Raw genomic sequence first — 25,464 nt, forward strand, 5'->3', positions numbered from 1 at the left:
CCACGCTCAGCCGCGGCCGCGGAGCACTCGGACGAGCGCCGAGCCGTAGCGCTCGATCGTCTTCGCGCCGATCCCCGGCACCTCGCGCAGCGACTCGAGATCGTGGACCTCGCCGGCCGCGAGCGCGAGCAGCTGCTTGTTGCTGAGGATCCGAAACGCCGGAACGCCCTTGGCCCTGGCCTGGTTGAGCCGCCAGGTCTGGAGGGCCTCGAGCCGCGGACTGCCGGCTCCTCGCGACCCGCGTGGTTTACGGGTGCTGGGCTTGGCCGCGCGGGTCTTCGTGCCCGACTTGGTGCCCGACTTGCGCCCGCCGGGCTTGCGTTTGCGCTTGCGCTCGCCGGCCCGGGTCTCGCTCGACCCGCCGCTCAGATCCACGCTGATCATCACCTTCGACAGCGCCGCGTCGAGCTCGGCCTCGCGGCGCGGAGGCGCCTGCGCGAGAACCACCCGGCGAAACGCGATCTCCTGGGTCCCCCCCGAGGGCGTGAAGCGATCCTCGTTCACCTCCAGGTACCCAGCCCGCTCGAGCGCCTGCAGCACCCGCTCGAAGCTGCTGCGCGGCAGCTGGCCCTCGGCGACCTCGCTGAACAGCCGACCGGCGGCGACGCCTCGCGGATCATCGGCGAGGGTCCGCAAGATCCCGCGCATGCAGGCCCGCTGCGCGTCGCTGGGTGACTGCTCGCGGGCCACCAGGGCGGTCTGCGGCGCACACACGTCGCAGCGCCCACAGGTCGAGCCGCTGTCTTCGCGGTCGCCAAAGTGCTCGACGAGCTCCAGCATGCGGCAGCGGCCCGCGCTCAAAAACATCGTCACGCGGTCGAGCTGGGCCTGGCGATGCTCACGCTGAGCGACATAGGGCGTGCGCCAGTCCTCGGGGCCCCGCCGCACGTTCTCCTCGGGATCGATCAGCGCCCCGCCGTGCAGCCACAGCTTCTCGAGGATCTTGTCCATGTCGTCGGTCTTGATCCGGGCCCGCCGCTGCAACGTGGCCCGCGGGACGGCCTGGGTCCCCAGCAAGCGCGCGACGGCGGCGAGCTGGTCCGGCTCGGGGTAGTCGCGCTCGAGAAAAAATTCGTGGGTCCGCCGATCCGCGTAGGTATGCAGCAGGATCGTTCGGCTCGGCAGCCCGTCGCGCCCGGCCCGACCGATCTCCTGGTAATAGCCCTCGAGGCTGCCAGGCGAGGCGACATGCACGACCGTGCGAACGTCGGCCTTGTCGATGCCCATGCCGAACGCCACCGTGGCCACGATCACCGAGCTGTCTCCGCGCAAGAATTGATCCTGCGCCCGCGCCCGCGCCTGTGGGTTCATGCCCGCGTGGTAGGCCGCGACCGGGTACGCACCCTTGCCCCGACCCGAGAGCGCCGCGGCGAGCTGCTCGCAGACCTTGCGGGTGGGGGCGTAGATGATCGCGGGCCGGCGCTCAGGATCGGCGAGCAGCTGCTTGCAGATCCCCGCCCGCTCGCTGCTCGCCACCTCGACCAGCTCGATCGCGAGGTTGGTCCGACGAAACCCCTTGATGAACGCCGCCGCGTCGGTCAGCCCGAGCTGCTGAAGAATGTCGCGTTGGACCAGCGGGGTCGCCGTCGCCGTCAGCGCGATGATCGGAACCCCTGCCCCGCCCGAGCTCGGGTGGGTGAGCGGCCGTAGGCGGGCCTCGAGCATCCGGTAGTCCGGGCGAAAGTCGTGGCCCCAGTGCGAGATGCAGTGGGCCTCGTCGACCGCGATCAGCGAGGGCCAGCGCTTGGCGAGCATCTGCGGGAACCCAGGCACGGCCAGCCGCTCGGGCGCCATGAAGAAGAACTCGAGTTCGCCGTCGAGGTAGCGGCGGCACACCTGACGCGACGCCACCCGCCCCAGGCCAGAGTGGATCCGCTCGGCCGCGAACCCGAGCGCGCGCAGCTTCTCGACCTGGTCTTCGATCAGGGCGATCAGCGGGCTGATCACCAGGGTCGTGCCGCCGCGGGCGATGCCCGGGAGCTGGTAGCACAGCGACTTCCCGGCGCCGGTCGGCATCACCACCAGCGCGCTGCTGCCCGCGGTCACGGCCGCGCAGATCTCTTGTTGGTGGGCTCGAAACTCGCGGAACCCAAACCGGGCCTCGAGCAGCGCGGGCAGCTCGGCGACTGGAACGGGCTCGGGGTTGTGGACGGCTCGAAGCGGCGCGGCTCGAGTCTCCCCGGCGGGTGCACGCGCGGATGGTCCCGCAGACGAACTCGCGCTGGCGGGCGCGTCCGCCGACTGCGTGACGGTACCGACGACCTCCGCCACGTACGCCTCGATCCTGGCCATGAACGAGGCGAGCTCACCCGGACCGCCGCCCATTTGATGCAGCGCGAGCTCCCACTCACCGGTCATCGCGGGGCTCTTGACCTGCTCGTGCACGGCGTCGATCAGGCGCTCGCCCTTCTCGCTCGCGCGCAGCGTCTTGTTGCCCTCGCGGACCGCATAGTCGCGCTGCAACAAGGTCTCGATCGTGGCGGCCCGGGTCGCGGGCGTGCCCAGCCCGCAGCCGCGCATGGCCTCGCTCAGCTGCTTCTCCGACACGGTCCGGCCCGCCGTCTCCATCGCGGTCAGCAGCGAAGCCTCGGTGTGGGGCCGGGGCGGCTCAGTCTGCTTGTCGACGGCCTCGACCGACACGACCTCCGCGGCCTGCCCCGGCTCGAGCCCGCCCGGCAAGCTCGGGGCGCCACGCTTGCCCTTGCCGCCGCGCCGCTTGATGTCGAGCAGCTTCCAGCCCTCTTGCTCGACCGACGTCCCGCGGCTGACATAGCGATCCACGATCTGCTCGGGCGCCGAGCCACTGACGATCTGGGACTCGACCGTGGTGATCGCCTCGATGTAATTCGGGTGGTACGCAGCCAGCAGCCGCCGACACACGAGGTCGTAGATCTTGAACAGCTCGGAGCCCGCCCGCAGGTTCGGCCGCTCGGCGGTCGGCAGGATGGCGTGGTGATCGCTGACCTTCGCGTCGTCGACATAGCGGCCGCCAAGCGATCGCTCCCCGCTGGCCTCCGCGACCATCCCCGGATAGCCAGGCGCGATCGCGTCGATGATCCCCGGCAGCGTGGACGCGGTCTCCCGGTCGAGGTGGCGGCTGTCGGTCCGCGGGTACGAGATCGCCTTGTGACGCTCGTAGAGCTCTTGCGCGACGTCGAGCGTGCGCTTCGCCGACATCCCGTACAGCCGGTTCGCGTGGCGCTGCAGCTCGGTGAGGTCGTAGAGAAACGGAGGCGCGATGCTCTGCTTGGTGCGCAGGACGTGGGCCAGCGCCGCGGCGCCAGTCTTGGCCCGGGCGATCACGGCGGCCGCCTCATCGCCCTTGGCAGGCAGCCGGGCCAGCGCCGACTTGGGCGGCTTCCAGCGGGTGGTCGGCCCGGTCCCCGAGCGGGACGAGTCGGGCTCGGGATCCGCTCGGTGGTAGGTGCCCTCGAACTCCCCCGGCGCCGCCGCGAAGCGAGCGACCACCTCGCGATAATGAACGGGCACGAACTCCCGGATCTCGCGCTCGCGGGTGACCAGCATCGCCAGGGTCGGCGTCTGCACCCGCCCCACGCTGAGCTGGTCGTCGTAGAGCAGGCTGTAGGCGCGCGACAGGTTCATGCCCACCAGCCAGTCCGCGCGGCTGCGGGCCCGCGCGGCGTTGGCCAGGGCGTCGAACTCCGCGCCGCCGCGCAGCCGCCGAAACCCGCCACGGATAGCATCTTGGGTGAGCGCCGAGATCCACAGCCGCCGCCACGGTCGTGTGCAGCCGGTCTTCTCGTAGATGTAGCGGAAGATCAGCTCGCCCTCGCGGCCCGCGTCGGTCGCCGCGACGATCTCGCTCACGTCGGACGCGTTCATCAGGCGGGCGACCACCTCGAACTGATCCGCCGCGTGGTCGAGCACCCGCAGCGGCCACTCGCGCGGCAGCATCGGCAGCAGATCCAGCCGCCAGCGCTTCCACGCTGGCTCGATCTCCGACGGCTCGGCCAGACCGACCAGGTGCCCCACCGCCCACGTCACCCGGTAGCCGCCGCCCTCGAGGAAGCCGCGGCGACGTTGGGTGGCCCCGAGCGTCGCCGCGATGTCACGCGCGACGGAGGGCTTCTCCGCGAGGACGAGGGTCGGCACGAGCTGGGCGCATGGTAGCGGAGCGGCTCGGCGTCGTCATGGCGCCCACGCTGATCCCGGCGTGCCTCACGCAGAGCCTACGCGCAGGCTCAGAACGCGACAGCCCCGTCAAGCTCGCGCAGCATCTGGTCGGACGTCAGATTGTCCGCCGCGACGCCATCAAAATATTGCATCAATCCGACCTTCTCGTAATAGGGCATGATCCGCTCGCTCAGCAGCCCAATTGCCCGCAGGTTCGGGACCAAGCGCGAGAACATGACCTGTCGAAACATCTTCATGCCCGGCGCATTGGTGATGAACCGCCGCCAGTGCTCGCGGCTCATCAACCCTTCGAACCATTCTTCATACACCTCGTAGACCATGAAGCGATTGCGCATCAGGATCGCCACCTCGAACGCCCAGTCCTCTCGCTCTTGCCGCTCGCGCTCGGTCAGCTGGGTCGTGATGTGCTCGCGCAGGGCCAGCACGCCGTAGTGCACGTGGCGGGCCTCGTCCTGGATCACCCGCTCGAGGATCGCCCGCAGCAGCGGCTCGCGCGTGACCTTGTAGATCACCCCAAACGCCCCCAGCGCCAGCCCTTCGACCATGATCTGCATGCCGAGGAATTTCATGTCCCAGCGCGAGTCGGTCATCAGCGAGTCGATGATCACGAACAGGTTGTCGTTGATCCGATACAGCCGGCCGAGCTTCTGATCCAGGTAGCGGTTGAAGACCTCCACGTGGCGACCCTCGTCCATGACCTGGGTGGCGCCGTACATCTTGCCGTCGAAAAATTGCACGGCCTCGGTGACCTGGCAGGCGGCGAACAGCGCGCCCTGCTCACCATGCAAGAACTGGCTGAGCAGCCAGCACACAACCGAGAAGCGCAGCTCGGCCAGCTCTTTGTTGGTGAACTTGGTGCCGAGCTCGTCGGCCAGGCTCTGCGGATCCAAGAAGTTGTCGGGCAGCAGCGGCACTTCGTAGTTGAACGGGTCGACGTCGGTGTGCCACGGCATCTCGTCGGAGTCCCACTGGCCCTGCTTGGCGCGGCGGTACAGCTCGGCCATGGCTGGCTGATCGGCTGGGTAGTTCCAGTCGAAGTGGGCCATGTAGTTGCACGGGATCTTGGTTGGCTCGTTCTGCCGACCGCGGTGCAGCAACATGCCGCGGATGCCAGACGGGCCGAGCGAGCGCAGCACCCTGGGATCGCGGATCTGAGTAAACACCGACAGCGCCTCGAAGTAGCTGTCGACCTGGCTGCGCATCTTGGTCGGCAACAGGTGGGTCAGGCGTGCGCTGTCTAGCATCGCCATCAATCCTGACACGGGTCATTCAGAGTGTCTAGTTCAACTAGACACATGAGCTGGGCCCCTAAAATTGAGCGAAGAAGTTCCGGGCCTTGGCCTGGTGGTAGCGAGCCAGGAAGCTGTTCACCAGCGGCAGCCCGCGGCGAAACAGCTCGGCGACCTGGTCGGCGGGCAGCCTGGCCAGGCGCGGGGTCAGGTCCCGAACCTCGCGCTCGAACAGCGCGTCGATCGCCGCGACATAGCTGCCGAGATCTTTCACGCCAAAACCGAGCTCGGTCCTGAACCCGGCCTCGCGCAGGCTGGCCCACAGCTCGATCACCCACACGTCGTCCTCGGGGATGTGCTGGGCGCCCCGGATCTTGACCGTCCCGATCAGGCCAAGCTGCTCGAGCTCGCGCAGCTCATCGCGGGTGACGCCGTGCTTGCGCAGCAGCGGCGCGATCGCAACCGTACTGCCAGATCCACGGCTCGCCGCCAGCACGTCGGCGACGCGCTCTTTGACCTGAACCAGCAGCGCGCGCTGCTCGGGGCTGAACTCGTGATCCTCACCATCGAGCACCGCGCGGATCGTGTCGAGCGGCAAGAACCGCTCATTCTTGAGCTCGAGCACCAACCGCAGGCGCTCGAGGTGCTCCTCGCCGTAGTAGGCCATGTTGGCCTTGGTCTTGTGACCCTCGGGGACCAGCCCCTTCGCAATATAGAAGTGCACGGTCTGGCGGTCGAGCCCAGTGTGCTCGCACAGATCTTTCATGCGGTAGGGCCAGCGCTGGCGGTCGAGCGTGGCGGCGGCGCGTGAGCTGGTGCGCGACATGTTCAGCCCTGCCCCTGGTTCCGTGCCCCTGGCAACCGCACGCGACACGCGGTGACAGGGTTGGCGACACACGCGAGCACGTAGCCGCGCTCGCGCTCGGCCGGGTCCAGGCAATTCGGCTCACGCTGGATGACCTCGCCGTCCACGAGCTCCACCTTGCACGCGGCGCAGCCACCCATGGCGCACGAGTAGGGCATGTCGACACCAGCCGCGAGCCCGGCCTCGAGCAGCGTCTGGCCGGGCTGGGCGGTGATCGCCAGCTCGCGCTGCGGTGTCACGAGCATGACCGACTGGGCCGCGCCGAGCTGGGCTGTCGCGCGCGCGTGCAGCTGCGGGGCCACGAACTGCTCGCTGCGAACACGCGAGGCCGGGACCTCGCGCGAGCGCAGCAGCTCGCGAGCGCCGGCCATCATGGGCGTCGGGCCGCACAGCAAGAACTCCGCGGCGGGGTCACCCGCGAGCGGGATCGCGTCGAGCACCCGGGCGAGCGTGGCCGCGTCACCGCGACCGAGCCACTGCCCGCGGTCTTGCGCTGGCCACTCGCCCGGCGCTTGCTCGAGCACCGAGTGCACCGTCAGCCGCGGCCCGAACTGCGCTTGAAGCTGGGCGATCGCGCTGGCAAAGATCACGTCCTTGGCGGTGCGGTTGGCGTAGATCAACGCGATCTCGCAGCTGGGCTCGACCGGCAGCAGTGTGCGCAGCAGCGCCATCATCGGCGTGATCCCGCTGCCGCCCGCGATCAACACCAGCTTGCGGGCCGACACCCGGTCGCGCTCGGGCACGCAGCCGAACTCACCCGAGGGACCCAGCACCCGCAGCCGCATGCCCGATTCGACGTGGTCGTTGAGGTGGGTCGACACCCGGCCCGCGGCGACGCGCTTGATCGTCACGCTGAACTGCTCGCGGATCGAACAGTCCGAGCTGACCGAGTAGGCCCGCCGCAGGGTCTCGCCGTCGAGCTCGACGAGCAGCGTGAAGAACTGACCCGGCCGAAGCTGAGGCAGCGTGGCGCCGCTGGGATCACGCAACACCAAGCTCACCGCCGCGTCGGTCTCACGGATGACCTGGGCGACCTCGAGCACCCGGGTTGCGAGGCCGACCGGCTTGGTGGCCGCGTAGCGCGAGCCGTCGCGGGCCGACCAGGCTGGCGATCGCTCACCGCGAAGGTCGGCCAGCAGCGCCCGCAGATCACTGCGAAGCTGGACCACCCGCGGCTGAAACATGCGCGGGACCAGCCTGAAACGGCGGTTTCCCTCGCTCGACTTGGCAGACACGACCACCTGCTCAGTGTGCAGGCTCGGGGGCCAACTGTAAAGTCATACATTACACCTGGACCCGTGCGCCCCGGCCGTGCGGCCCCGCACCTGGGGAAGCCGACGAAACCCCCACACCTCCAGCCGAGTCTCAGGCCGGAGTCGCTACAGTGCGGCCCGAGGTCACGTGAGCAATTCGCTAGTCATCGACAACCTATCGAAGACCTACGGCAACGGCGTCAGGGCCCTGCGTGGGGTCAACCTGACGATCCCGACCGGCATGTTCGGCCTGCTCGGTCCCAACGGGGCCGGCAAGTCCACGCTCATGCGCACCATCTCGACGCTGCAAGACCCCGACACGGGCGCGATCCGCCTGGGTGACATCGACGTGCTGCGTGACAAAGACGCGGTCCGGCGGGTGCTCGGGTATCTGCCCCAGGACTTCGGCGTGTACCCCAACGTCGACGCGCTCACGATGCTCAGCCACTTTGCGACCCTCAAGGGCATCGGCAACGCCAAGCAGCGCAAGCAGGTGGTCGAGGCGCTGCTGCAGCGCGTGAACCTGTGGGACGCCCGCAAGAACAAGCTGGGCGGCTACTCCGGCGGCATGCGTCAGCGGTTTGGCATCGCCCAGGCCCTGCTCGGCAACCCGCGCTTGATCATCGTCGACGAGCCGACCGCGGGCCTGGACCCGGAAGAGCGCAATCGGTTCTTGAACCTGCTCTCGGAGATCGGCGAGCACGTGGTCATCATCTTGTCCACGCACATCGTCGAGGACGTCGCGCAGCTGTGCACCAACATGGCGATCATCGCCAAGGGCGAGGTCCTGCACCAAGGCAAGCCGCTCGCCACGATCGACGAGATCCGCGACAAGACCTGGAAGAAGATCATCGCGCGCGACCAGCTCGAGGCCCACGAGCGCGACCACGACGTGATCTCGACCCGCCTGTTCAGCGGACGCACGCTGATCCACGTGGTCGCCGACGCAGCTCCCGGTGACGGCTTCGAGCCGGTCGAGCCGGGCCTGGAAGACGTGTACTTCACCACGCTCTCGCGCTCGCGCGCAGGCGACAAAGCCGACCCCGCTCACCCCACGAGGGTCGCATGAGCCAGCTACTGGACGTCCTTCGGTTCGAGCTCGCGTTTCGGCGCCGCCACCCGCCGCTGTGGATCTTCACCGGGCTCTGCTTCGTGTTCGGCTTCCTGAGCGTGGGCATCAAGGGTGGCATGTCGCTGTTTGGCGGCGAGGGCACCATTGCGATCAACTCACCGGTCGCGCTGCAGCGCATGATGCTGGTGTTCTGCCTGCTGCTGGGCCTGGTGATCACCACCGCGTTCGTGGCTGCGGCCGTCAACCGCGATCACGAGCACGGCATTCAGGGCCTGTTCTTCGCCACGCCGCTGCGCAAGCTGCCCTACCTGCTCGGCCGGTTTGGGGGCTCGCTGCTCGCGGCGTGGTTCATGATCTCCGGGCTCGCGCTGGGGGCGATGCTGGCCAGCGTGATGCCGTGGCACGACCCCGAGCGGGTCGTGGCGCTCAGCCTCACGCCCTACGTGTATTCGCTGGGCGTGTTCTTGTTTCCCAACTTGTTGCTGATCGGCGCGATCTCGTTCTCGGTCGCCACGCTCACGCGCCGGGCCATGTTCAGCTACGTCGCGCTGCTGGGCTTGCTGGTCGTCTACATTGTCTCGGGCAACTACATCTCGGATCTCGACAACGACTTCATCGCCGCAGTCAGCGATCCGTTCGGGCTGCGAACCTATGGCTACGCGGTTCGCTACTGGACGCCGGCTGAGCAGAACACCCTGGGCGCCCCGTTCACGCCCGAGATCCTGATCAACCGCGCGATCTGGGTGGGTGTCGCGTTCGCGGTCCTGGCGGGAACGCTGCTTCGCTACCGAATGACGCTGCCCGCTGGCGGCGGCAAACCAGCCAAGCCCGACGCGGCCGAGCCCAGCGCCGAGCTGGCCAAGCTCCCGGTGGTCCAGCCCAGCTACGATCTGCGCAGCAAGCTCGCCGCGCTGCGGTTCCAGACCCGAGTCGAGGTCCGGGCCCTGGTCCGCAGCGCGCCGTTTTTGGTGATCGCGCTGTTCGGCATCGGCAACATCGTCGGCGGCGCGTTTGGCATGATCGAGCGCGGCGGCACCACCACGCTGCCAGTCACCCACGTGATGCTCGAGGTCATCGAGGGCGGCATGTCGCTGTTCATGCTGATCGTGCTGGTGTTCTACGCGGGCGAGCTCATCCACCGTGAGCGCAAGTACAAGGTCAACGAGCTCTACGACGCGCTGCCGATCCCCAACTGGGTCCCCTTGGTCGCCAAGCTGGCCGCCATGCTGGCTGGCATGCTGGTCCTGCTCGCGGTCGCGGCCGCGACCACGGTGAGCTTTCAGCTGGGCAAGGGCTACACCAACCTCGAGCTCGGGCTCTACGTCCGCGACATCCTGCTCGTGCAGCTGCAGGTCTGGGTGGTGCTCAGCGTGGCCGCCGTGGTCGCGCAGGTCATCGTCAACCACAAGTTCCTTGGCTACACGGCGATGGTCCTGATCTTCGTGTTGCAGGCCGCGCTGCCGGCCATGGACTTCGAGCACAACCTGTACAACTTTGCCGCGTTTCCGCGGGTCACCTACTCGGACATGAACGGCTACGGTCACTTCGTGGCCGGGCAGGTCGCGTTCACGATCTACTGGGGCGCCGCGGCGGTGTTGCTCATGCTGATCGCCGAGCTCGCGTGGGCGCGCGGGACCGACAACCCGCTGCGCTCGCGGATCCTCGCGGCGCGGGCCCGGCTCACGCGTGGGCGGGTGGCTGCGATCACCGCGACAGCCCTGGTCTGGCTCGGGGCCGGCGGCTTCATCTTCTACAACACGACCGTGCTCAACGAGTACCTGCCCAGCGACGAGGTCGAGGAGCTGCAGGTCCGCTATGAGCAAGAGTTCAAGCAGTACGAGTCGCTCCCGCACCCGCGGATCACGGCGGTCTCGATTGCGGCAGATCTGTACCCGAAAGAGCGCCGGGTCGAGGTCCGCGGCACGCTGCACCTGGTCAACAAGACTGAGGTCCCGATCGATCAGCTGCACGTGCTCAGCGTCGACAGCCAGATCGAGGTCGCCGCGCTCGAGATCCCCGGCGCGACCCTACACAGCCATGACGAAGCGCTTGGCTACCGGATCTACACCCTCGCCAAGCCCATGCAGCCGGGCGAGGAATTCGACGTCACCTACGATTTTCGCAAGCACCTGCGCGGGTTCGGCAACCAGAGCAACGACAGCTCGATCGTCGCCAACGGCAGCTTCTTCAACAGCACGTCCTACATGCCGCACTTTGGGTACAGCGATCAATTCGAGATCGCCGACCCCAACACCCGCCGCGATCACGATCTGCCCGAGCGCCTGCGGATGCCCAAGATCGACGACGCGCAGGCGCGCAAGAACACCTATATCTCGTCGGACTCGGACTGGGTCACGTTCGCGGCCACGGTCTCGACCGATCCCGACCAGATCGCCGTCGCGCCTGGCTACCTGCAAAAGGAGTGGACCGAGGGCGGCCGACGCTACTTCCGCTACGAGATGGACGCGCCGATCCTCAACTTCTGGTCGGTGCTCTCGGCCGAGTACACCGTCAAGCGAGATGAGTGGCGGCCCAGCGGTGGCGGCGACCCGGTGGCGATCGAGATCTTCTATCACGAGGCCCACGCCTACAACGTCGACAAGATGATCGAGTCGATCGAGGATTCGCTCGACTACTTCACGACAGCGTTCTCGCCGTATCAACATCGGCAAGTGCGGATCTTGGAGTTCCCGCAGTACGCCAACTTCGCTCAGTCATTCCCCAACACGATCCCGTACTCGGAGAGCCTCGGGTTCATCGCCGACGGCAGCGACCCCGAGGCGATCGACTACGTGTATTACGTGACCAGCCACGAGGTCGCGCACCAGTGGTGGGCCCATCAGGTGATCGGCGCGAACGTGCAGGGCGCCACCTTGATGTCCGAGTCGCTGGCGCAGTACAGCGCGCTCGCGGTCATGCAGCAGCGCTACGGACCCGACAAGATGCCCAAGTTCTTGAAGTACGAGCTCAACCGCTATCTGCGCTCACGCAGCAGCGAGACCATCGAGGAGCTCCCGCTGCTGCTCGTCGAGAACCAACAGTACATTCACTACAACAAGGCCAGCTTGGTGTTCTACGCGCTCGCCGAGTACATTGGTGAGCAGGCGCTCAACCAGGCGCTGAGCGATTACATCGCGGAGGTCGGGTTTCAGGCGCCGCCCTACACGATTAGCTACGATCTCTACGAGCACCTGAAGCGGGCCACGCCGGATCGCTTTCGCTACCTGCTCGAGGACATGTTCGAGCGCATCACCCTGTACGACAACCGAGCGCTGGCCGCCACGCTGGTCGAGCGCGAAGATGGCAAGTTCGACGTGCAGCTCGAGCTGCAGGTGAGCAAGCTCTACGCCGACAGCAAGGGCGTCGAGACACCGGCCGAGACCCTCGACGACTGGATCGAGGTCGGCGTCTACGTCGAGCGCGAGCGCGACGGCGAGACGATCGACGAGCCGCTGTACCTCGAGCTGCACCGCTTCGACCAGCGCGAGAACCAGCTGACGATCACCGTCGACGAGCGACCGACCAAGGCCGGCGTCGATCCACGCAACCTGCTGATCGATCGGGCCCCGCGAGACAACACTCGCTCGGTCGCGAAGGCGCCCTGAGCCCGCTGCTGGCGCGACGATATCATAGTTCGGTTTAAGTGGTTCCATCGAGTTACGATGTTTGGTAGGAACGCGGCAACCTCATGACGACTCGATTGGCACCCCACACACTCGTCGCGTTCACCTGCGTGGGCGCGCTCGTCTCTCTGACCGCGTGCGTGCAAGAGGGCGACGACGCGAACACCTTGCTCGACGGTGGGCTGACCTACTACGGCGACGGCGATGGTGATGCTGACGAGACCGACGGCGACGGCGACGGCGATCCGGCGGGTGACGGTGACGGCGATCCCGACCCAACCGGTGACGGCGACCCCGACCCGACCGGCGACGGTGATCCCGACCCGACCGGCGACGGCGACGGCGACCCAACCGGTGACGGCGACGGCGACACCAGCCCGTGCGCAGTTCCTGATCCCGGCTGGGGTGGGTCGGCGCAGGTCGGCGGCCCCGCGCCGCACTTCAGCGGGTTCAACCAGCTCGGCGAGGAGGTCAGCATCTGCGAGTATGAGGGGCTGCCGATTGCGATCGACACCTCGGCCGTGTGGTGCGGGCCCTGCCAGTTGATGTCGCAGTGCCTCGGCGGCAACGACAACGCGTGCTTGCAGGTCTTCGGCGGTAATCAGCAGGCGGTCGATGTGTTGATTCACCCGATGGTCGCCGAGATCAACGCGAACACTTTCGCGTGGGTGACCGTGTTGACCGAGAACGTCAACAATGGGCCGCCCGCGATGTCCGACGCGATCGCCTGGGATCAGAACTATCCGGTCGACAATGTGTGGGTGATCCCCGACGTGCAGCAGAAGTACTACGGGCACCTGCCGATCGAGTCGTTTCCGAGCATCTGGCTGATCAACCCAGAGATGAACTGGCAGGACCTCAATCAGATGACCGTGTTCAACACGATCATTAATTTGTACCTGTAGGGTGTTCGAGCCGGCGGGTCAGCCACGTCACGCGCGGACGACCTTCGCGTCGCCGTCGTAGCAGATCCGGCGCTCGCGCGCGACGATGCTGTCCCACGTGGGCCGGCCCGACGGACGCAAGTAGTGGCGATAGGCCACGGCCATCTGCCGCGCGGCCTCGTCGAACGAGACCTGGCCGAACCCAGTCCCCATGGCGGGGAACACCACCGTACTGAGCTCATCGTCGTGGCAGACGTTGTAGCGATGGACGGCCGTCAACGCTGCGAACGTCGCCGTGTAGATGTTGCTGGTCCCGGTGATCGCTCCAGGCGTGCGCATGGTTGGCGCGTGGCACAGCTGCGGGCGCGCTGGATCGTTCGTGGGGACCACGAACGCGGTGCCGACCGGCTGCTCCCCCAGGTAGTGCTCCATGATGTGCTCTTGGACCTCGCGCATGAGCCCTTCGCCAAAGCGATCGATGATCGCGGCGTCGATCCCTGCCGTCATCACACCGTACGCGTTGCCTGCCGTCACGAAGCAGTCGTGAGGGGGCAACTGCTCGTAGCGCTGCTGAATCACGCGGATGTCGGGCAGCCCTGCGAAGCGTCGCTCGAACGCCTCGCAGGCCTCGGGCTTGGGGTGGATCAACCAGACTGAGAACCAGGGATGGGGCATGGACCTGGTGGTGTAGATACCACACTTTGATGACCCGGGGGCGAGAAATTTGTTCGGCCGCAGCGCTGGGGGCCACGACGGCGTGCTGGGCTGGCTCTTCCAGCGCGGCCGACGGATTGCTGGCTACCCTTGATCTGTTCGGCGAGATAGCGGTGTTACGAGCATGCCCGCAGCCTGGTGCATCATGTCTCGGATAAACGTCCTTCGCACTTCGACCAACCGCGGCGGGTCATGGTAGTGCCAGCGCCGGGCCGAGTAACCCTCCGGATGCAGCACGATGTATTGGTCGAGATCCTCGGGCTGAAGATGGTAGATCACGATCGCGGACGGGTCGGTCGTGCTCGCCTCCTCGGTTGGGGGCGCGAGCAAGACGGCGATGATCCAACAGGCAGTCACAGGCATGGCCACGCCTGCAACGAAGCCTGGGCGCGGTCGTTCTGTCGCGCTCACGTGTCCGATGGCGATCTTGGCCAGCGGACCAATCCTGGCCGCCCATGGATGTTCAGAGGCCACTCCGCGGCGGTCACCGGGCCCGCCCTGCACATCGGCACAGCGACTCCGCAACCCTGACGCCGCGAGCCCAGCGTTACATGTTAGCGTTGCCGTCGATGCCGCGCAGACTCCTCGAGTTGCTCCCCCCGGCGCCTCCAGTGATCGCCACGTGCCTGGTCGCCGCCGTCGCTCTGACCAGCGGATGCTCTGGCCGCGCGTCGCGGACGGGTGGTATGCGGCCCAACGCCGAGAACCACTACCAGCGTTGCGCCACGACGCCCGACAACGACGACCCGCTGTTGGTCGAGTGGCCATCGACGCAACGCAGCGCGCTCGAGGCCGAGCTGTCGCGCAGCGAGTCACTCATTGTCGTTCGCTACACCGGCTGCGAGATGGAGGTCTTGCGCGGCTGCGAGGTCGGCGGCAGCTACAGGTGGACCGAGGTCTCGGCCAAGCATGACGAGCTCGAGATCCGCAGCGCGCGAGAGGTGTGGGCCAAGATCCCGTTGGCGGCGGCGAAGTTGGTCGCGGCCGTCGAGCAGTACGGCGCCCTGCATCTCGACATGCAGCTGATCGGTCAGTACACCGGAGCCTCGGTCGCGCCAACGCGAGATCTCCTGCAAGGTCGCCGCTGCGAAGAGGCGACGCACGTGGTCGGGAGTCTGATGGTCGGCGCCTTTGAGCTCACGTCGAGTACGGGTGCCTCGTTCGAGGCTGGCGCCGAGGTTCAGGGCGCGGGCGCGGGGGTCGGAGCGAGCCGCCACGACGGCTACTACAGCAGCGACGGGAACCCAGAGTCGTGCCGCTCGGGCCGGTCCTATAGCAGCTATGCACCATCTGAGGACTGTCAGTCGCTGCTGCAGATTGAGCTGCTCGAGATCCCCGCGAGCGAACCTGAAGCGCAGGGTACCTGTCCGGACGACATGGCGCTCATCGAAGTGGCAGGTGCTCAGGCGTTCTGCCTCGACCGATACGAGGTCACCGTCCGTGATTATGCCGATTGCGCCGCGACCCACACTTGCTCCGAAGCACCGGCCACGGTCGACTGGCCGGGTATCGACGACGAGGATCACGAGCGCTTTGACGAGCTGTGTAATCAGGACCGCAGCAGCCGGCGACATCACCCCGTCAATTGCCTGACCTGGGATCAAGCCGCGAGCTACTGCCGCGCTCAAGACAAGCGCTTGCCGACCAGCGCCGAGTGGCGTTTGGCTGCCAGGGGTGGCGAACAAAATCGTACGTTTCCGTGGGGCGAAGACTCACCGAGTCCCAAGCACGTCAACGCCTGCGGGAAAGAGTGCAGGAAAGCGTTTGATCAGCTCGGTTCGCTGTTCGAGCGAAATGATGGGTTCGTCGGCACCGCTCCGGTCGGCAGCTATGCGGATGGCATTGGCCGATGGGGGCTGGCAGACATGGGCGGTAATGTGTGGGAGTGGAGCGCCGACGAAGGGTATGATCGTGAGATCCTGATCTTCGGGGGCTCGGCGTTGACGGAGAGCCGTGAAGAGCTGGAGAGCGAGCGGGCGTCGCAGGTCAACGCGGCGACGCGGCGCTTTGATCTCGGGATGCGCTGCGCGTCGGACTCCACGCCGCTCGAGAGCTCGCGCAAGCGCGGCCGAGACCGGTGAGTTGCTCGAGAGCGACGGCAGCCTCGACCTGCGCGCAGAGCGCATCTGGCGGACTGGGAGACGAGGTGAGCAGGTGCCCAGGCGACTCGGGCGCGTCGGGCACCGGGCCGCGAACGCCGTTCTCGGGGTAGGGCGACTGATCTCGCGCACGCGTTTCACCCTCAACGTTGTGAAAGATATTTTTACTTCATTTCGACTTTTGAAGATAAAGTAAAACTGTGTTTTACTTCTGTGCATGGCGGTGAAGCCGCGATCCACTACCCAGGACGGTGTTGGCCTGTACGAGCTTGCCGCCGCGCAAGAAGGCTACTTCTCAGCATCCCAGGCCCAGGATGCTGGCTACTCGCGTCAGCTGCTCCGCTACTACAACAACACGGGCAAGGTCGAGCGCGTGCGTCGGGGGATCTATCGGCTGGTCGAATTCCCGCCTGGTGACCGCGAAGACCTGGCGGTCCATTGGCTGTGGTCCGAGCAGCTTGGCGTGTTCTCCCACGCAACCGCCCTGTCGTTGCACGAACTCTCCGACCTCATGCCCGAGCGCGTACACCTGACGCTCCCTGAGTCAGAACAGAGTCGACGACGAGCCCTCCCGCCCGGCCTGGTCCTGCATCATGCAGAGATCCCCGAGCAGGATCGGACATGGTACGGTAGCGTCCCAGTGACCTCGCCACGCCGTACGCTTCTCGACTGCCTTGCAGACTCGCTGAGCCCCGAGCTGCTCACGCAAGCGCTCGACCAAGCTGTGGAGCGAGGCCTGCTCGACGTCGATAGCATCACCAAGATTGCCCGTGGTCTCGCGGCGCTCAAAGGGCGCTAGCATGTCAGTCAAGGCCGCTATAGCCGACCGATCGCGTTGCTGACCACCCCAGCACCTCAGCTCGAGGGCAGAGGCAACCCGAGCAGCGGCGCGAAGCTGGGATGGTCGAGAACCCCCGCAAACGCCGAGTCCCCGCGCGCGTCCTGGGCCTGCTTGGGATCCAACCCGATCGCACGACTCAGCGTCTGCGCCGCCCCCTCCACATCGCCCAGGGCCAGCAGCGCGCATGACTCGTTGTACAGAAAGTCAGGATGCTGCTGATGGGCAAAGCCCACCCGCGCCACCTGGATCGCAGCGCTGGGGTCACCACCATTCTCCAACATCGCCCCGAGCCCAAGGATCAAGTTGACGAACCGAGAGCCGGTTCCGCGCTTTGCAATGTGACGCTCGAGCGCGCGGGGAACCGTCGCGCCATGCCCGGCCTCCGCGAGCCACAGCGCATGATCACGGCAGCGATCCGCATCCTGGTTCCAGTGCAGCACCAGCGCCTGGGCGAGCATCTCGGGATCACGTCGGGCGTCGCCATGCAGCCACAGCGCCGCCCGGCCCCAGCCCAGCGCGAGCTCGCCAGCCCGATCGAAACAGCCGCGGGAAAACTCCTCGAGCGCGCTCGCGTCGTCACCCCGACCCGCGGCTCGCCAGCTCGTGGCGAGCTTGGCGACGACCGCATCAACTGGGTTGCCTCCATCGCCCTGCGAGACGCCCAGGGCAACGGCGCCCGCCTCATCACCATCGCGGGCGAGCCCAACTAGCTGCGCGTCGACGCAGGTGACGAGCGCTTGGGCATGGTCGAGGGATTCCACGCGCTCGAGCGCGGCGGCGATCATGGCGAGGTGGTCGCGGGCGGCCTCGACTTCCCGGCCGCTGAGCATGTTGGCGCGGTCGATCGCCCAGGTGCGCAGACCATGGTTGTCATGGGCAAGAAAGCCGACGCACGCCTCAGTCAGCTCAGGGAAATCTGCTCGCTGTTGAAACAGCCGCCAAAAGAACCCGCCCGCGAGTATCGTCGCGGGGACATCGGGGATCAGCGCACGGACGCGCACGCGCAGCTGCTCAGGCAGCTCGGGGTAGACAGCGAGGCACAGCGGGACGTGCTCGGGAACCGGCTCATGCTGTTCGTGGGCCACGAATATGTCGATCGCCGCTTTGTGCAGCGGCAGCGAGCTGGACGTGAACACGCGGTCCAGCGTGCGGCGAACAGCAGCGCGGACGTCGGCACTGGAATGAGCGAGCATGGCGGCCAACAAGCCGGCGAGATCGGGCGCGGCTTCTGTCCGCTTCCACCTGCGCAAGATCGCAACCTCGAGCCAGGCCGCGGCGGCGAGCATGGCTGGCGGGTCCTCGCGCAACAGCTCGAGGCGCGTGGCCACGATCTCGAACAGCGCCGCGTCGAGGACCTTGGGCGCGAGCTCGACGGCCAGCGCATGGCGCAGAACGACCGCGTCGTCGGATCGCAGGCACGCCATCACGAGTGGCAGCAACGTGGCTTTGATCGGCGCCTTCGCTCGCTTGTACGTCTTCGCCAGCATCGCGGCCGCGGCCTGCCGCCGCGCGACGTGGGCCGAGTCGAGCTCGCGCGCGAGCAGCTCGACGCCCGCGAGCGTGCACGCGTGAGCCGGCCCCTTGGACTCTAACCATGTCCGGGCGTCGCTCGATCCGGTGCTGGTGATCAACTCGAACACGGCCCCGAGCAGCTCCACGCCGTCGGCGTGGGCTTCGAGGAGCTCGTCCAACCCAGACTTGTCGACAACCGCGGGAGCCGGCGCAGCTCGCTTGGGCTTGGGCGGCGGCACCAGCAGCTCGGGTCGAGTCTGCGCTACGCCGAGATCCGTGGCCTCCCAGTACGCCAAGCCGTGGCGCCGGGCGGCCCACAAGACCCGCTCGAGCCCCACGAAGCGCCGACGCTCATGACCATCGATGTCCCGCATGTGGCCCAATACGGCCTGCAGCGCCGTCGCGATGTGCTCGGGGCGGATGAACACGCCCGTGTCGCAATTGGTCTCGAAGCACGTGCGAAACTTGCCATCAAGCTCGGGGCGCTTGCCGAGCAGCGCGGCGAACATCGACTGCGGCGAGCTCATACACGAGTCCGGGATCCAACAGCCCGACCGGCGGGGTGGACTGGGGTCGAAGCCAAACGACAGCGCGACGCCGCGCTCGCTGTGGTGCGGAAGCGACGACGATGCCACATAAATCGCAATCTGGCAGGCGATCTGACAGGCCTGCTCGGGCGGCTCGTCGAGCACCCGCCGCGCGGCCTCTCGCCACAGCGCGGCGCCCTGCTCTGGATACGCGCTGAGCAAGGCCGGCGGGGGATCGCCTGCGATCACGAGCGCCTCGATCGCCTGCTCGATGGCGTCGGTGTCGACCAAGTGAAAGGTGCAGTCCCAGCCCATGCCTACTCGACCCGCAGCACCGTCATCATACCACCGTCGACGTGCGGCAAGATATGGCAGTGCGCCATCCAGTCGCCCGGGTTGTCGGCCAGCACCCCGATCCGCACGATCGAGTACGGCGCGACATCGAAGGTGTCCTCGAGTCGCCGAAATTCGGGTGCGACGCCATCGACCGACAGGATCTCGAAGCCGTGCCCATGCAGGTGAAACGGGTGGGCCGACTGTGAGACATTACGCAATTCGACAATCGCCCACTCGCCCAGCGGCAGTGACTCGATCGTGATGTCGGGAAACAGCTCGCCATTGATCGTCCAATACCCCGTATGCGGATCGCCATGAAAGACATACAGAACATCCGTCCACCCCGGATCGGGCGTGGGCTCGGCCCCGTCAAACGGGAGCTCGAGCCCCACAGGCGCGGCCCCGGGCGCGTCGACCTGAACCTCGAACAGGCGCCGCTCGTCGGCCACCGCGGGCGCGCCCAGCAACGAGTAGGGCAGCCCGATGACGTCAAACCCGGCGCCGATCAGCCACTCCCCGTCCATCCGGTCACTCGGCGCGAGCACCACGGACTCGGGCTCACTCAGCTCCGCCAGCAGTCCCTGATCACCGCCAATGTGGCGCAGCAGCGGCCAGCTCAGCGCCATGTACCCCGCGTTTGCGACGTTGACGGCGCGCACCCGAATCCGCTCGCCAGCGGCGGCCGGAAACACGGGGTCGATCAAGCCATTGGCGGTCCACTCGATCACGGTGCCGTCGAGCCCGTGGTGGTCGCTCTCGTCGTCGCTGTCAAAGCTGAACTCGTCCCACGAGTCGAACACGACGACGAGCTCGCGGTCGGGGACTGGATCGGCCGGATCCTCGGCGACGATCACCCCGTACAGACCAAGGTCGACCTGGCGATCCGTGTCGACGTGCGGGTGGTACCAATAGGTGCCGGCCTGATCGATCTCGAAGGAGTACTCGAAGTCCTCGCCGGGCCCGACCGCCTGCCCCTGCCAGGTCACGCCGTCCATCGCAAACGGCACGTGCAAGCCATGCCAGTGAATGGTCGTGGCGCTGTCGAGGCCGTTGTGAAACTCGACGGTCAGCGTGTCGCCACGCTCGACGCGGATCGTCGGGCCCGGGATCTGCCCGTTGTACGCCCAGCCCTCCACGAGCTCGCCGCCAATTTCGTAGGCCAGCGGCGCAGCCGTGAGCGCCACACGCACGACGTCGGGATCGGGATCGAGGTCCTCGGCCTCGGCGGGTGAGCGCAGCTCGGGGCGCGGCTCTTCGGTCGGGAGATCGCTCGAAGGATCGCTCGGAAGGTCGCCAGGAAGGTCCTCGCGCGCGCCGCTCTCGCTGTCCGACTCGCTCTCGCCCGACGCGACGGTCTCGCCGCTCTCCGCCGCCGTCTCCGAGCCGCCACCCGAGTCCGAGCACCCAGCCGCGCCGAGCAGCACGAATACCCAGCACCAACGCCTCACTTGCTCACCTCCACCATGATCTGCTGAGCGTCGTCCCAGCCCCGCTCCCGCGCGAGGGCGACCGGATAGGGCCGATGCAACAACACCGCGTCAACCACCGGGTCGACGCAGCTCGCCGCAAACACGTGGGTCGAGGTCCACTCTTGCTGAGGCAAGATCCGATTGTCCGAGACCACGTCGACGGCCCGGTGATGCGGGACCATCGTCATCCCGTTCTCGTCGGCGAGCACCCTCGCAAACCCAAACCCCGGCGCCCCAGCGACGGCGGCCGCGGCCAGCGGCTCGCCAGCCTCGAAGTACCCGTCGCGCCCGCGGTAGGCCACGTCCCCAACCGGCAGCGGCACGTCGAAGCTGACCTGATCCCCGTTGACGCTGATCACCCGCGACTGCCCGACCACCCGCAGCCGCGGCAGGCCCTTTTGGGTCACGTCGAAGCTGCCGTCGCCAAACGGACCAAAGCCTTCGTAGTCGACCCAACCGTCCTCCGTCACCACGCGCACGACGTCGCCGATCGCCGCGCCCGGCCACACCGACCAGTCTTCGGGGCCCGGCTTGCGATCCAGCCACCCACCGAACTCCGGGATCACGTCACCGTCGATCGCCGTCAGCACCTCGCCGTCGCAGCGGGCCTGCACGAACAACACGAGCGAGCGCAGCGGCTCACCGGTCGGGATCGCGTGGCCAGCCCCGGCGTTGCGCACGGTGATCTGTGTGGTCAGGGTGCCGTCGGCGACCGCCTTATCAATGAAGATCGCAGCGGCCAATTGCAGCATCCCCGAAGCGGGCGTCCGCGGCCCGACCCAGGTGTGCTCGCGCGTGGCCCCCGGCGGCCGCAACCACCCCAGCGCCACGCCCTGCATCGGCAGCTTGTCGGCGGTCAGATCAGCGCCGTTGCCCAGCGTGGGATCGGCCGGCATGTGGCAGCTCGAGCACGGCGCGATCTCGAAGAACGGACCCGCGCGCCACTCTTCGTAGGTGCTGTGGGCCGGAAACACCCCGTCGGGCCAGCGCGCCAGATCCAGGCTGGCGCCGGGCACCAACGCCGCTTGATCATGCTGATGGCACCCCGAGCAGAATTCGGCGGTCAAGAAGTGCTGGCGTGGCGAGGCGCCCATCCGCGGGTTGGGAACGTCGGCGTAGGGCCCAAACGCGAGGGGCTTCCAGGGGCCCACGCTCGGGCTCGGCGACGGCTCGACCGGACGATGCAGGCGCAGCCGACCCGCGACCCCAGCGGGGCCATCGAGGTCGATCGACTCGACCTTGTGGCACAGGTCGCAGTGAACCCCACCCTCGAAGCTGGCCCCGATCGCGTCGTGCAGATCCCGACCACCGACCACCCCGTCGATCGCGGGAGCGTGACAGTCCGCGCACGCGCCAAAGCTGGTTGCGACGCCATCGCACGCGGCAAGATCACCGCACGCCTCGTTGAGATCCGGCAGCGCCCCGGTCCCGATGTAGCAGCGCGGCGCGAGCTGGTCCGAGCCCGGGACCACGCCAACCCACCACTGCCCGCCGGCCGCCTCGCACGTGGCCTGGTCGGCCAGCGCGGTCGCAACCCCGGCGTAGATGTCCTGCACGACCGGGTTGCTGGCGCTGCGCCGATGTGGGGATCCAAACCACTGGTCCTTGAAGGCCTGGTGACAGTGCCCGCACTCCGCGGTGGTGCCCGGGTTCTCGGGCACGCCCGCCGGGTTGAACTCGTACGCTTCGTTGTCGCCGGGCTCGATGCTCTCGAGCTCGAACACGATCTCGCTGGCGTCGTTGACGAGGATCTCGCTGGCCTTGGTGCGCGCGCGCTCGTCGGAGGCCATCAGCACCAGCGCGCCCTGGATCGTGGTGTCGATCAACGCGAGCGCGCGGCCGTCGGCGTCGGTGTGCACGACGACCCCGGTGCCACCTTGGATCACGATCGCGCCCTGGAGCGGGACCCCGTCGAGCAAAACCAGCACCGATCGCTCGATCTGCTCGGGGATCGGCTCGGCCTCGTCGGTGCCGCTGTCGCTCTCACTCTCGCTGGTCGAGGTGGCCGTGGCGAAGGTCTCGGATCCAGCGCTCTCGCTGCCGCTGTCCGTGCTGGTGCTGGTCTGCGCGACCGGCCCGTCGTCGGCGCACGCGAGCCCGAGCAACCCAAGCGCCGTCGCTGCCGAGCGTGGAGACCAACCCATGGCCCTGAGTCTACACGCTGCGTTCAGCCCAGCGCGGCCACGGCCTGAGCGAACACCTCACCGCGGTGCACGAAGCTCAAGAACATGTCCCAGCTCGCGCACGCGGGCGACAGCAACACCGCGTCGCCGCGCCTGGCCATGTCGCTGGCGAGTCGCACGGCCTCATGCATGTCTCGCGCGTGCGCGGTGGGGACCACACCTTCGGCCATGGTCAAGAACGACTCGGCGCTCTCGCCGATCGCCACCACGCCGGCGCCCTGCCGCGCCACGATCTCGCGCAGCGCGGTGATGTCGTCGCCCTGCTTGGCCCGACCGCCGCAGATCAACACGAAGCGCCGCTCGAACCCGTCGAGCCCCGCGAGCACCGAAGCCACGTTGGTCGCCTTGGAGTCGTCGATGTAGGTCACCCCGCCGTGCTCGGCGATCGGGTTCATGCGATGCGGCAGGGCCCGGAACTCGGCCAGCGCCTGCTCGCAGGCCTCGCGGGTGATCCCCAGGTGCCGGGCAGCGGCCAGCGCGAACAGAGCGTTGACGGCGTTGTGCCGACCGGCCAGGGGCACCAGCTCGCGCCGGTAGAACTCGCCAACCCGCAGCTCGAGCGCGCCGTCGTGCTCGGCCAGGCGCGGGGGCTCGGGCCCGTCGACGATGCGACACTCGACGATCGCCGGGACCCGCTCGCGCATCGCGGGCGTGAACGGATCTTTGGCCGAGAGCAGCGCCAGCGAGTGCGGGCCCAGGCCGTCGAAGATCCGGGCCTTGGTGTGGGCGTAGTCGTCGATCGAGGCGTAGCGATCGAGGTGATCGGCGCTGACGTTGAGGACCATGGCGACCGCGGTCGCGGGCGCCTCGGGTGACACACGCACGGTCTCGAGCTGGTAGCTCGAGCACTCCAGCACCAGCGCGCCGGGCCGCGTCCGCCGACCCTCGGCGACCGCCAACAGCAGCTCACACAGGGGGATCCCGAGGTTGCCGCCCACGAAGGGATCGAGCCCGCCAGCGGCGAGCATCGCCCCGGTCAGCGCGGTCACGGTGCTCTTGCCGTTGGTCCCGGTGATCAGCAGCGTGGGTAGCTCGCCGCCGCCCTCCCACTCGCTGGCGATCAACTTCAGCGCCAGGCTCAGCTCACCGTGGACCTCGGCCTCGGGCACCAACTTGAGGTGGCGCTCGCGCCACGGCCCCGGCGGAACCCCCGGCGACAGCACCAGCAGATCGAGGCCGTCGAACGCCTCGTCGGGCGCCAGCTCGCGGCCGAGGTAGCGGGTGCAGTCAGCCAAGCGAGCGGGCAAGCCCTCGAGCGACGTCCGCCGATCGAACAGCCGAACCTCGCAGCCGCGGGCATGCAGCAGCTCGGCAGCCGCCACACCACTTTGCCCGCACCCAATGACCAGCGCGCAACGAAATTTCACAGCCTGCTCCACGGCGATCGCGGCGGAGTCATATCAGGTTTCCGCGGCGCGTTCACCGGAGCTTCAAGGTCGCCAGCGCGACCAGGGCCAGGGCGAAGCTGATGATCCAGAACCGGACGATCACCTTGGGCTCGGCCCAGCCCTTGAGCTCGAAGTGGTGGTGGATCGGCGCCATCTTGAACACCCGCTTGCCGGTCAGCTTGAAGCTCGCGACCTGCACGATCACCGAGACGGTCTCGAGCACGAAGATCCCGCCGACGATCAGCAGGGTGAACTCGTTCTTCGAGGCCACCGCCAGGAACCCGAGCCCGGCGCCGAGCGGCAGCGAGCCGACGTCGCCCATGAACACGCTGGCCGGGTAGGTGTTGTACCAGAGGAACCCGACCCCGGCTCCGCACATGGCCCCGCAGTAGATCGACAGCTCGCCTACCCCAGGGATGTGCGGGATGTTGAGGTAGCGGGCGATGTCGAAGCCCGCGAGCAGGGTCCCGGCCGCGTAGGTCAGCGCGAGGAAGGTCCCCGCCGAGATGATCGTGGGTCCGATCGCCAGACCATCGAGGCCGTCGGTCAGGTTGACCGCGTTGCTGGCCCCGACGATCACGATCACCGAGAACACCCAGTACAGCCACGGTGGCAGCGAGATCTGGGCCGAGTAGAAGTCGCTCAGCGGCAGCGCGAGCCGATAGCGGATCGCGTCGGGCATGATGTCGCCGCCGTACAGATACGCGACGACCCCCGTCGCGACCACGAACTGGCCGAGGAATTTCCAGCGACTCCCGAGCCCGCCCGAGTTCTTCTTGCGGATCTTCAAGAAGTCATCGAGGAAGCCGATCACGCCGAACCCGGCCGTGACCAGGGTCGCCAGCAGCACGAAGGGGTTGCCGAGGTCCGACCAGGCCACCGTCGGCAGGATCACCGCGAAGATGATCAGCGAGCCGCCCATGGTCGGGGTCCCGCGCTTGGCGAGGTGCGACTCGGGCCCGTCGTCGCGGACCACCTGCCCGAGCTGGATCCGCTGCAGCGTGCGGATGAACCACGGGTACAGCAGCAGCGTCAGCAGCAGACCGGTCAAGGTCGCGAGCAGGATCCTCGTCGAGGTGTAACGCAGGACGTTCAGGCCGGAGAGCCACCCGGCCTGGTCGTGCAATCCGTATAGGAGGTGGTAGAGCACGGTTCTTCGCTACGCTTGGCACAGCTTCGTGGCCGGGCGCAAGAATCTGGCGCTGTGCGCGGGTTGATGTGGGGTCACGTCGCAGGTGCGCCCGACACTGGCTGGGCAGGGACGCGCGGGTCGATCTTGCCATTCCGCGCGCTTCGCCGGGAACCGCGAGCGCC

Annotated in this window: 16 protein-coding genes; 5 read left to right on the forward strand and 11 right to left on the reverse strand. The window is 67.6% G+C overall.

Annotated features, from left to right (window positions below):
- Positions 1–6: 6 nt before the first annotated feature.
- From ENSA7_RS40640 to ENSA7_RS40655, 4 genes are all read right to left on the reverse strand, one after another.
- A complete protein-coding gene (locus ENSA7_RS40640) occupies positions 7–4,113 on the reverse strand; it encodes a DNA topoisomerase 3 (RefSeq protein ID WP_106094818.1) in 4,107 nt (1,368 codons plus the stop codon).
- Between the two features lie 89 nt (positions 4,114–4,202).
- Positions 4,203–5,399: a ferritin-like domain-containing protein gene (locus tag ENSA7_RS40645; protein ID WP_244924074.1), complete on the reverse strand. Its 1,197-nt coding sequence runs from the start codon at positions 5,397–5,399 to the stop codon at positions 4,203–4,205.
- Positions 5,400–5,463: 64 nt separating this feature from the next.
- Positions 5,464–6,210: a MerR family transcriptional regulator gene (locus ENSA7_RS40650; RefSeq protein WP_106094819.1), complete on the reverse strand. Its 747-nt coding sequence runs from the start codon at positions 6,208–6,210 to the stop codon at positions 5,464–5,466.
- 2 nt (positions 6,211–6,212) lie between these two features.
- Positions 6,213–7,433, reverse strand: a complete 1,221-nt coding sequence (locus ENSA7_RS40655; protein WP_106094820.1) for a ferredoxin--NADP reductase — start codon at positions 7,431–7,433, stop codon at positions 6,213–6,215.
- A 217-nt stretch (positions 7,434–7,650) separates the two neighbouring features.
- Between ENSA7_RS40655 and ENSA7_RS40660 the strand changes: the two genes are divergently transcribed.
- From ENSA7_RS40660 to ENSA7_RS44825, 3 genes are all read left to right on the forward strand, one after another.
- A complete protein-coding gene (locus ENSA7_RS40660) occupies positions 7,651–8,571 on the forward strand; it encodes an ABC transporter ATP-binding protein (protein WP_244924075.1) in 921 nt (306 codons plus the stop codon).
- A complete protein-coding gene (locus tag ENSA7_RS40665) occupies positions 8,568–12,179 on the forward strand; it encodes an ABC transporter permease/M1 family aminopeptidase (protein WP_106094821.1) in 3,612 nt (1,203 codons plus the stop codon). Before ENSA7_RS40660 ends, ENSA7_RS40665 begins: the two co-directional genes overlap by 4 nt.
- A gap of 83 nt (positions 12,180–12,262) precedes the next feature.
- Positions 12,263–13,102: a TlpA family protein disulfide reductase gene (locus tag ENSA7_RS44825; protein WP_181234614.1), complete on the forward strand. Its 840-nt coding sequence runs from the start codon at positions 12,263–12,265 to the stop codon at positions 13,100–13,102.
- A 27-nt stretch (positions 13,103–13,129) separates the two neighbouring features.
- Here the strand turns inward: ENSA7_RS44825 and ENSA7_RS40680 are convergent, their stop codons facing one another.
- The gene (locus ENSA7_RS40680) at positions 13,130–13,756 is read right to left on the reverse strand and encodes a macro domain-containing protein (protein ID WP_106094823.1); all 627 of its coding nucleotides are present in this window, start codon (positions 13,754–13,756) and stop codon (positions 13,130–13,132) included.
- A gap of 123 nt (positions 13,757–13,879) precedes the next feature.
- Entirely contained in the window at positions 13,880–14,164 is a 285-nt protein-coding gene (locus ENSA7_RS40685; RefSeq protein WP_106094824.1) for a hypothetical protein, read from the reverse strand.
- A 200-nt stretch (positions 14,165–14,364) separates the two neighbouring features.
- Here ENSA7_RS40685 and ENSA7_RS40690 point away from each other — a divergent pair, with 200 nt between their 5' ends.
- Together ENSA7_RS40690 and ENSA7_RS40700 are read left to right on the forward strand one after the other, a co-directional pair.
- Positions 14,365–15,876: a formylglycine-generating enzyme family protein gene (locus tag ENSA7_RS40690; protein WP_181234615.1), complete on the forward strand. Its 1,512-nt coding sequence runs from the start codon at positions 14,365–14,367 to the stop codon at positions 15,874–15,876.
- A gap of 235 nt (positions 15,877–16,111) precedes the next feature.
- Positions 16,112–16,693, forward strand: a complete 582-nt coding sequence (locus ENSA7_RS40700; protein WP_106094827.1) for a type IV toxin-antitoxin system AbiEi family antitoxin domain-containing protein — start codon at positions 16,112–16,114, stop codon at positions 16,691–16,693.
- Between the two features lie 56 nt (positions 16,694–16,749).
- Here the strand turns inward: ENSA7_RS40700 and ENSA7_RS40705 are convergent, their stop codons facing one another.
- Genes ENSA7_RS40705 through mraY form a run of 5 tightly spaced genes read right to left on the reverse strand, consistent with a single transcriptional unit; the run spans position 16,750 to position 25,300 of the window.
- A complete protein-coding gene (locus tag ENSA7_RS40705; RefSeq protein WP_106094828.1) occupies positions 16,750–19,089 on the reverse strand; it encodes a TPR end-of-group domain-containing protein in 2,340 nt (779 codons plus the stop codon).
- Positions 19,090–19,091: 2 nt separating this feature from the next.
- Positions 19,092–20,558: a multicopper oxidase family protein gene (locus ENSA7_RS40710; RefSeq protein WP_106094829.1), complete on the reverse strand. Its 1,467-nt coding sequence runs from the start codon at positions 20,556–20,558 to the stop codon at positions 19,092–19,094.
- Positions 20,555–22,723, reverse strand: coding sequence for a hypothetical protein (locus ENSA7_RS40715; RefSeq protein WP_146158718.1), 2,169 nt, complete (start codon positions 22,721–22,723; stop codon positions 20,555–20,557). The genes ENSA7_RS40710 and ENSA7_RS40715 overlap by 4 nt, the downstream gene beginning before the upstream one ends.
- 23 nt (positions 22,724–22,746) lie before the next feature.
- A complete protein-coding gene (murD, locus tag ENSA7_RS40720) occupies positions 22,747–24,129 on the reverse strand; it encodes a UDP-N-acetylmuramoyl-L-alanine--D-glutamate ligase (RefSeq protein ID WP_181234616.1) in 1,383 nt (460 codons plus the stop codon).
- 52 nt (positions 24,130–24,181) lie between these two features.
- Positions 24,182–25,300 (reverse strand): phospho-N-acetylmuramoyl-pentapeptide-transferase, encoded by a 1,119-nt coding sequence (gene mraY, locus ENSA7_RS40725; protein ID WP_106094832.1) that lies wholly within the window; start codon positions 25,298–25,300, stop codon positions 24,182–24,184.
- Positions 25,301–25,464 lie beyond the last annotated feature (164 nt).

The sequence above is a fragment of the Enhygromyxa salina genome, from assembly GCF_002994635.1.
Lineage (GTDB): Bacteria > Myxococcota_A > Polyangia > Nannocystales > Nannocystaceae > Plesiocystis > Plesiocystis salina_B.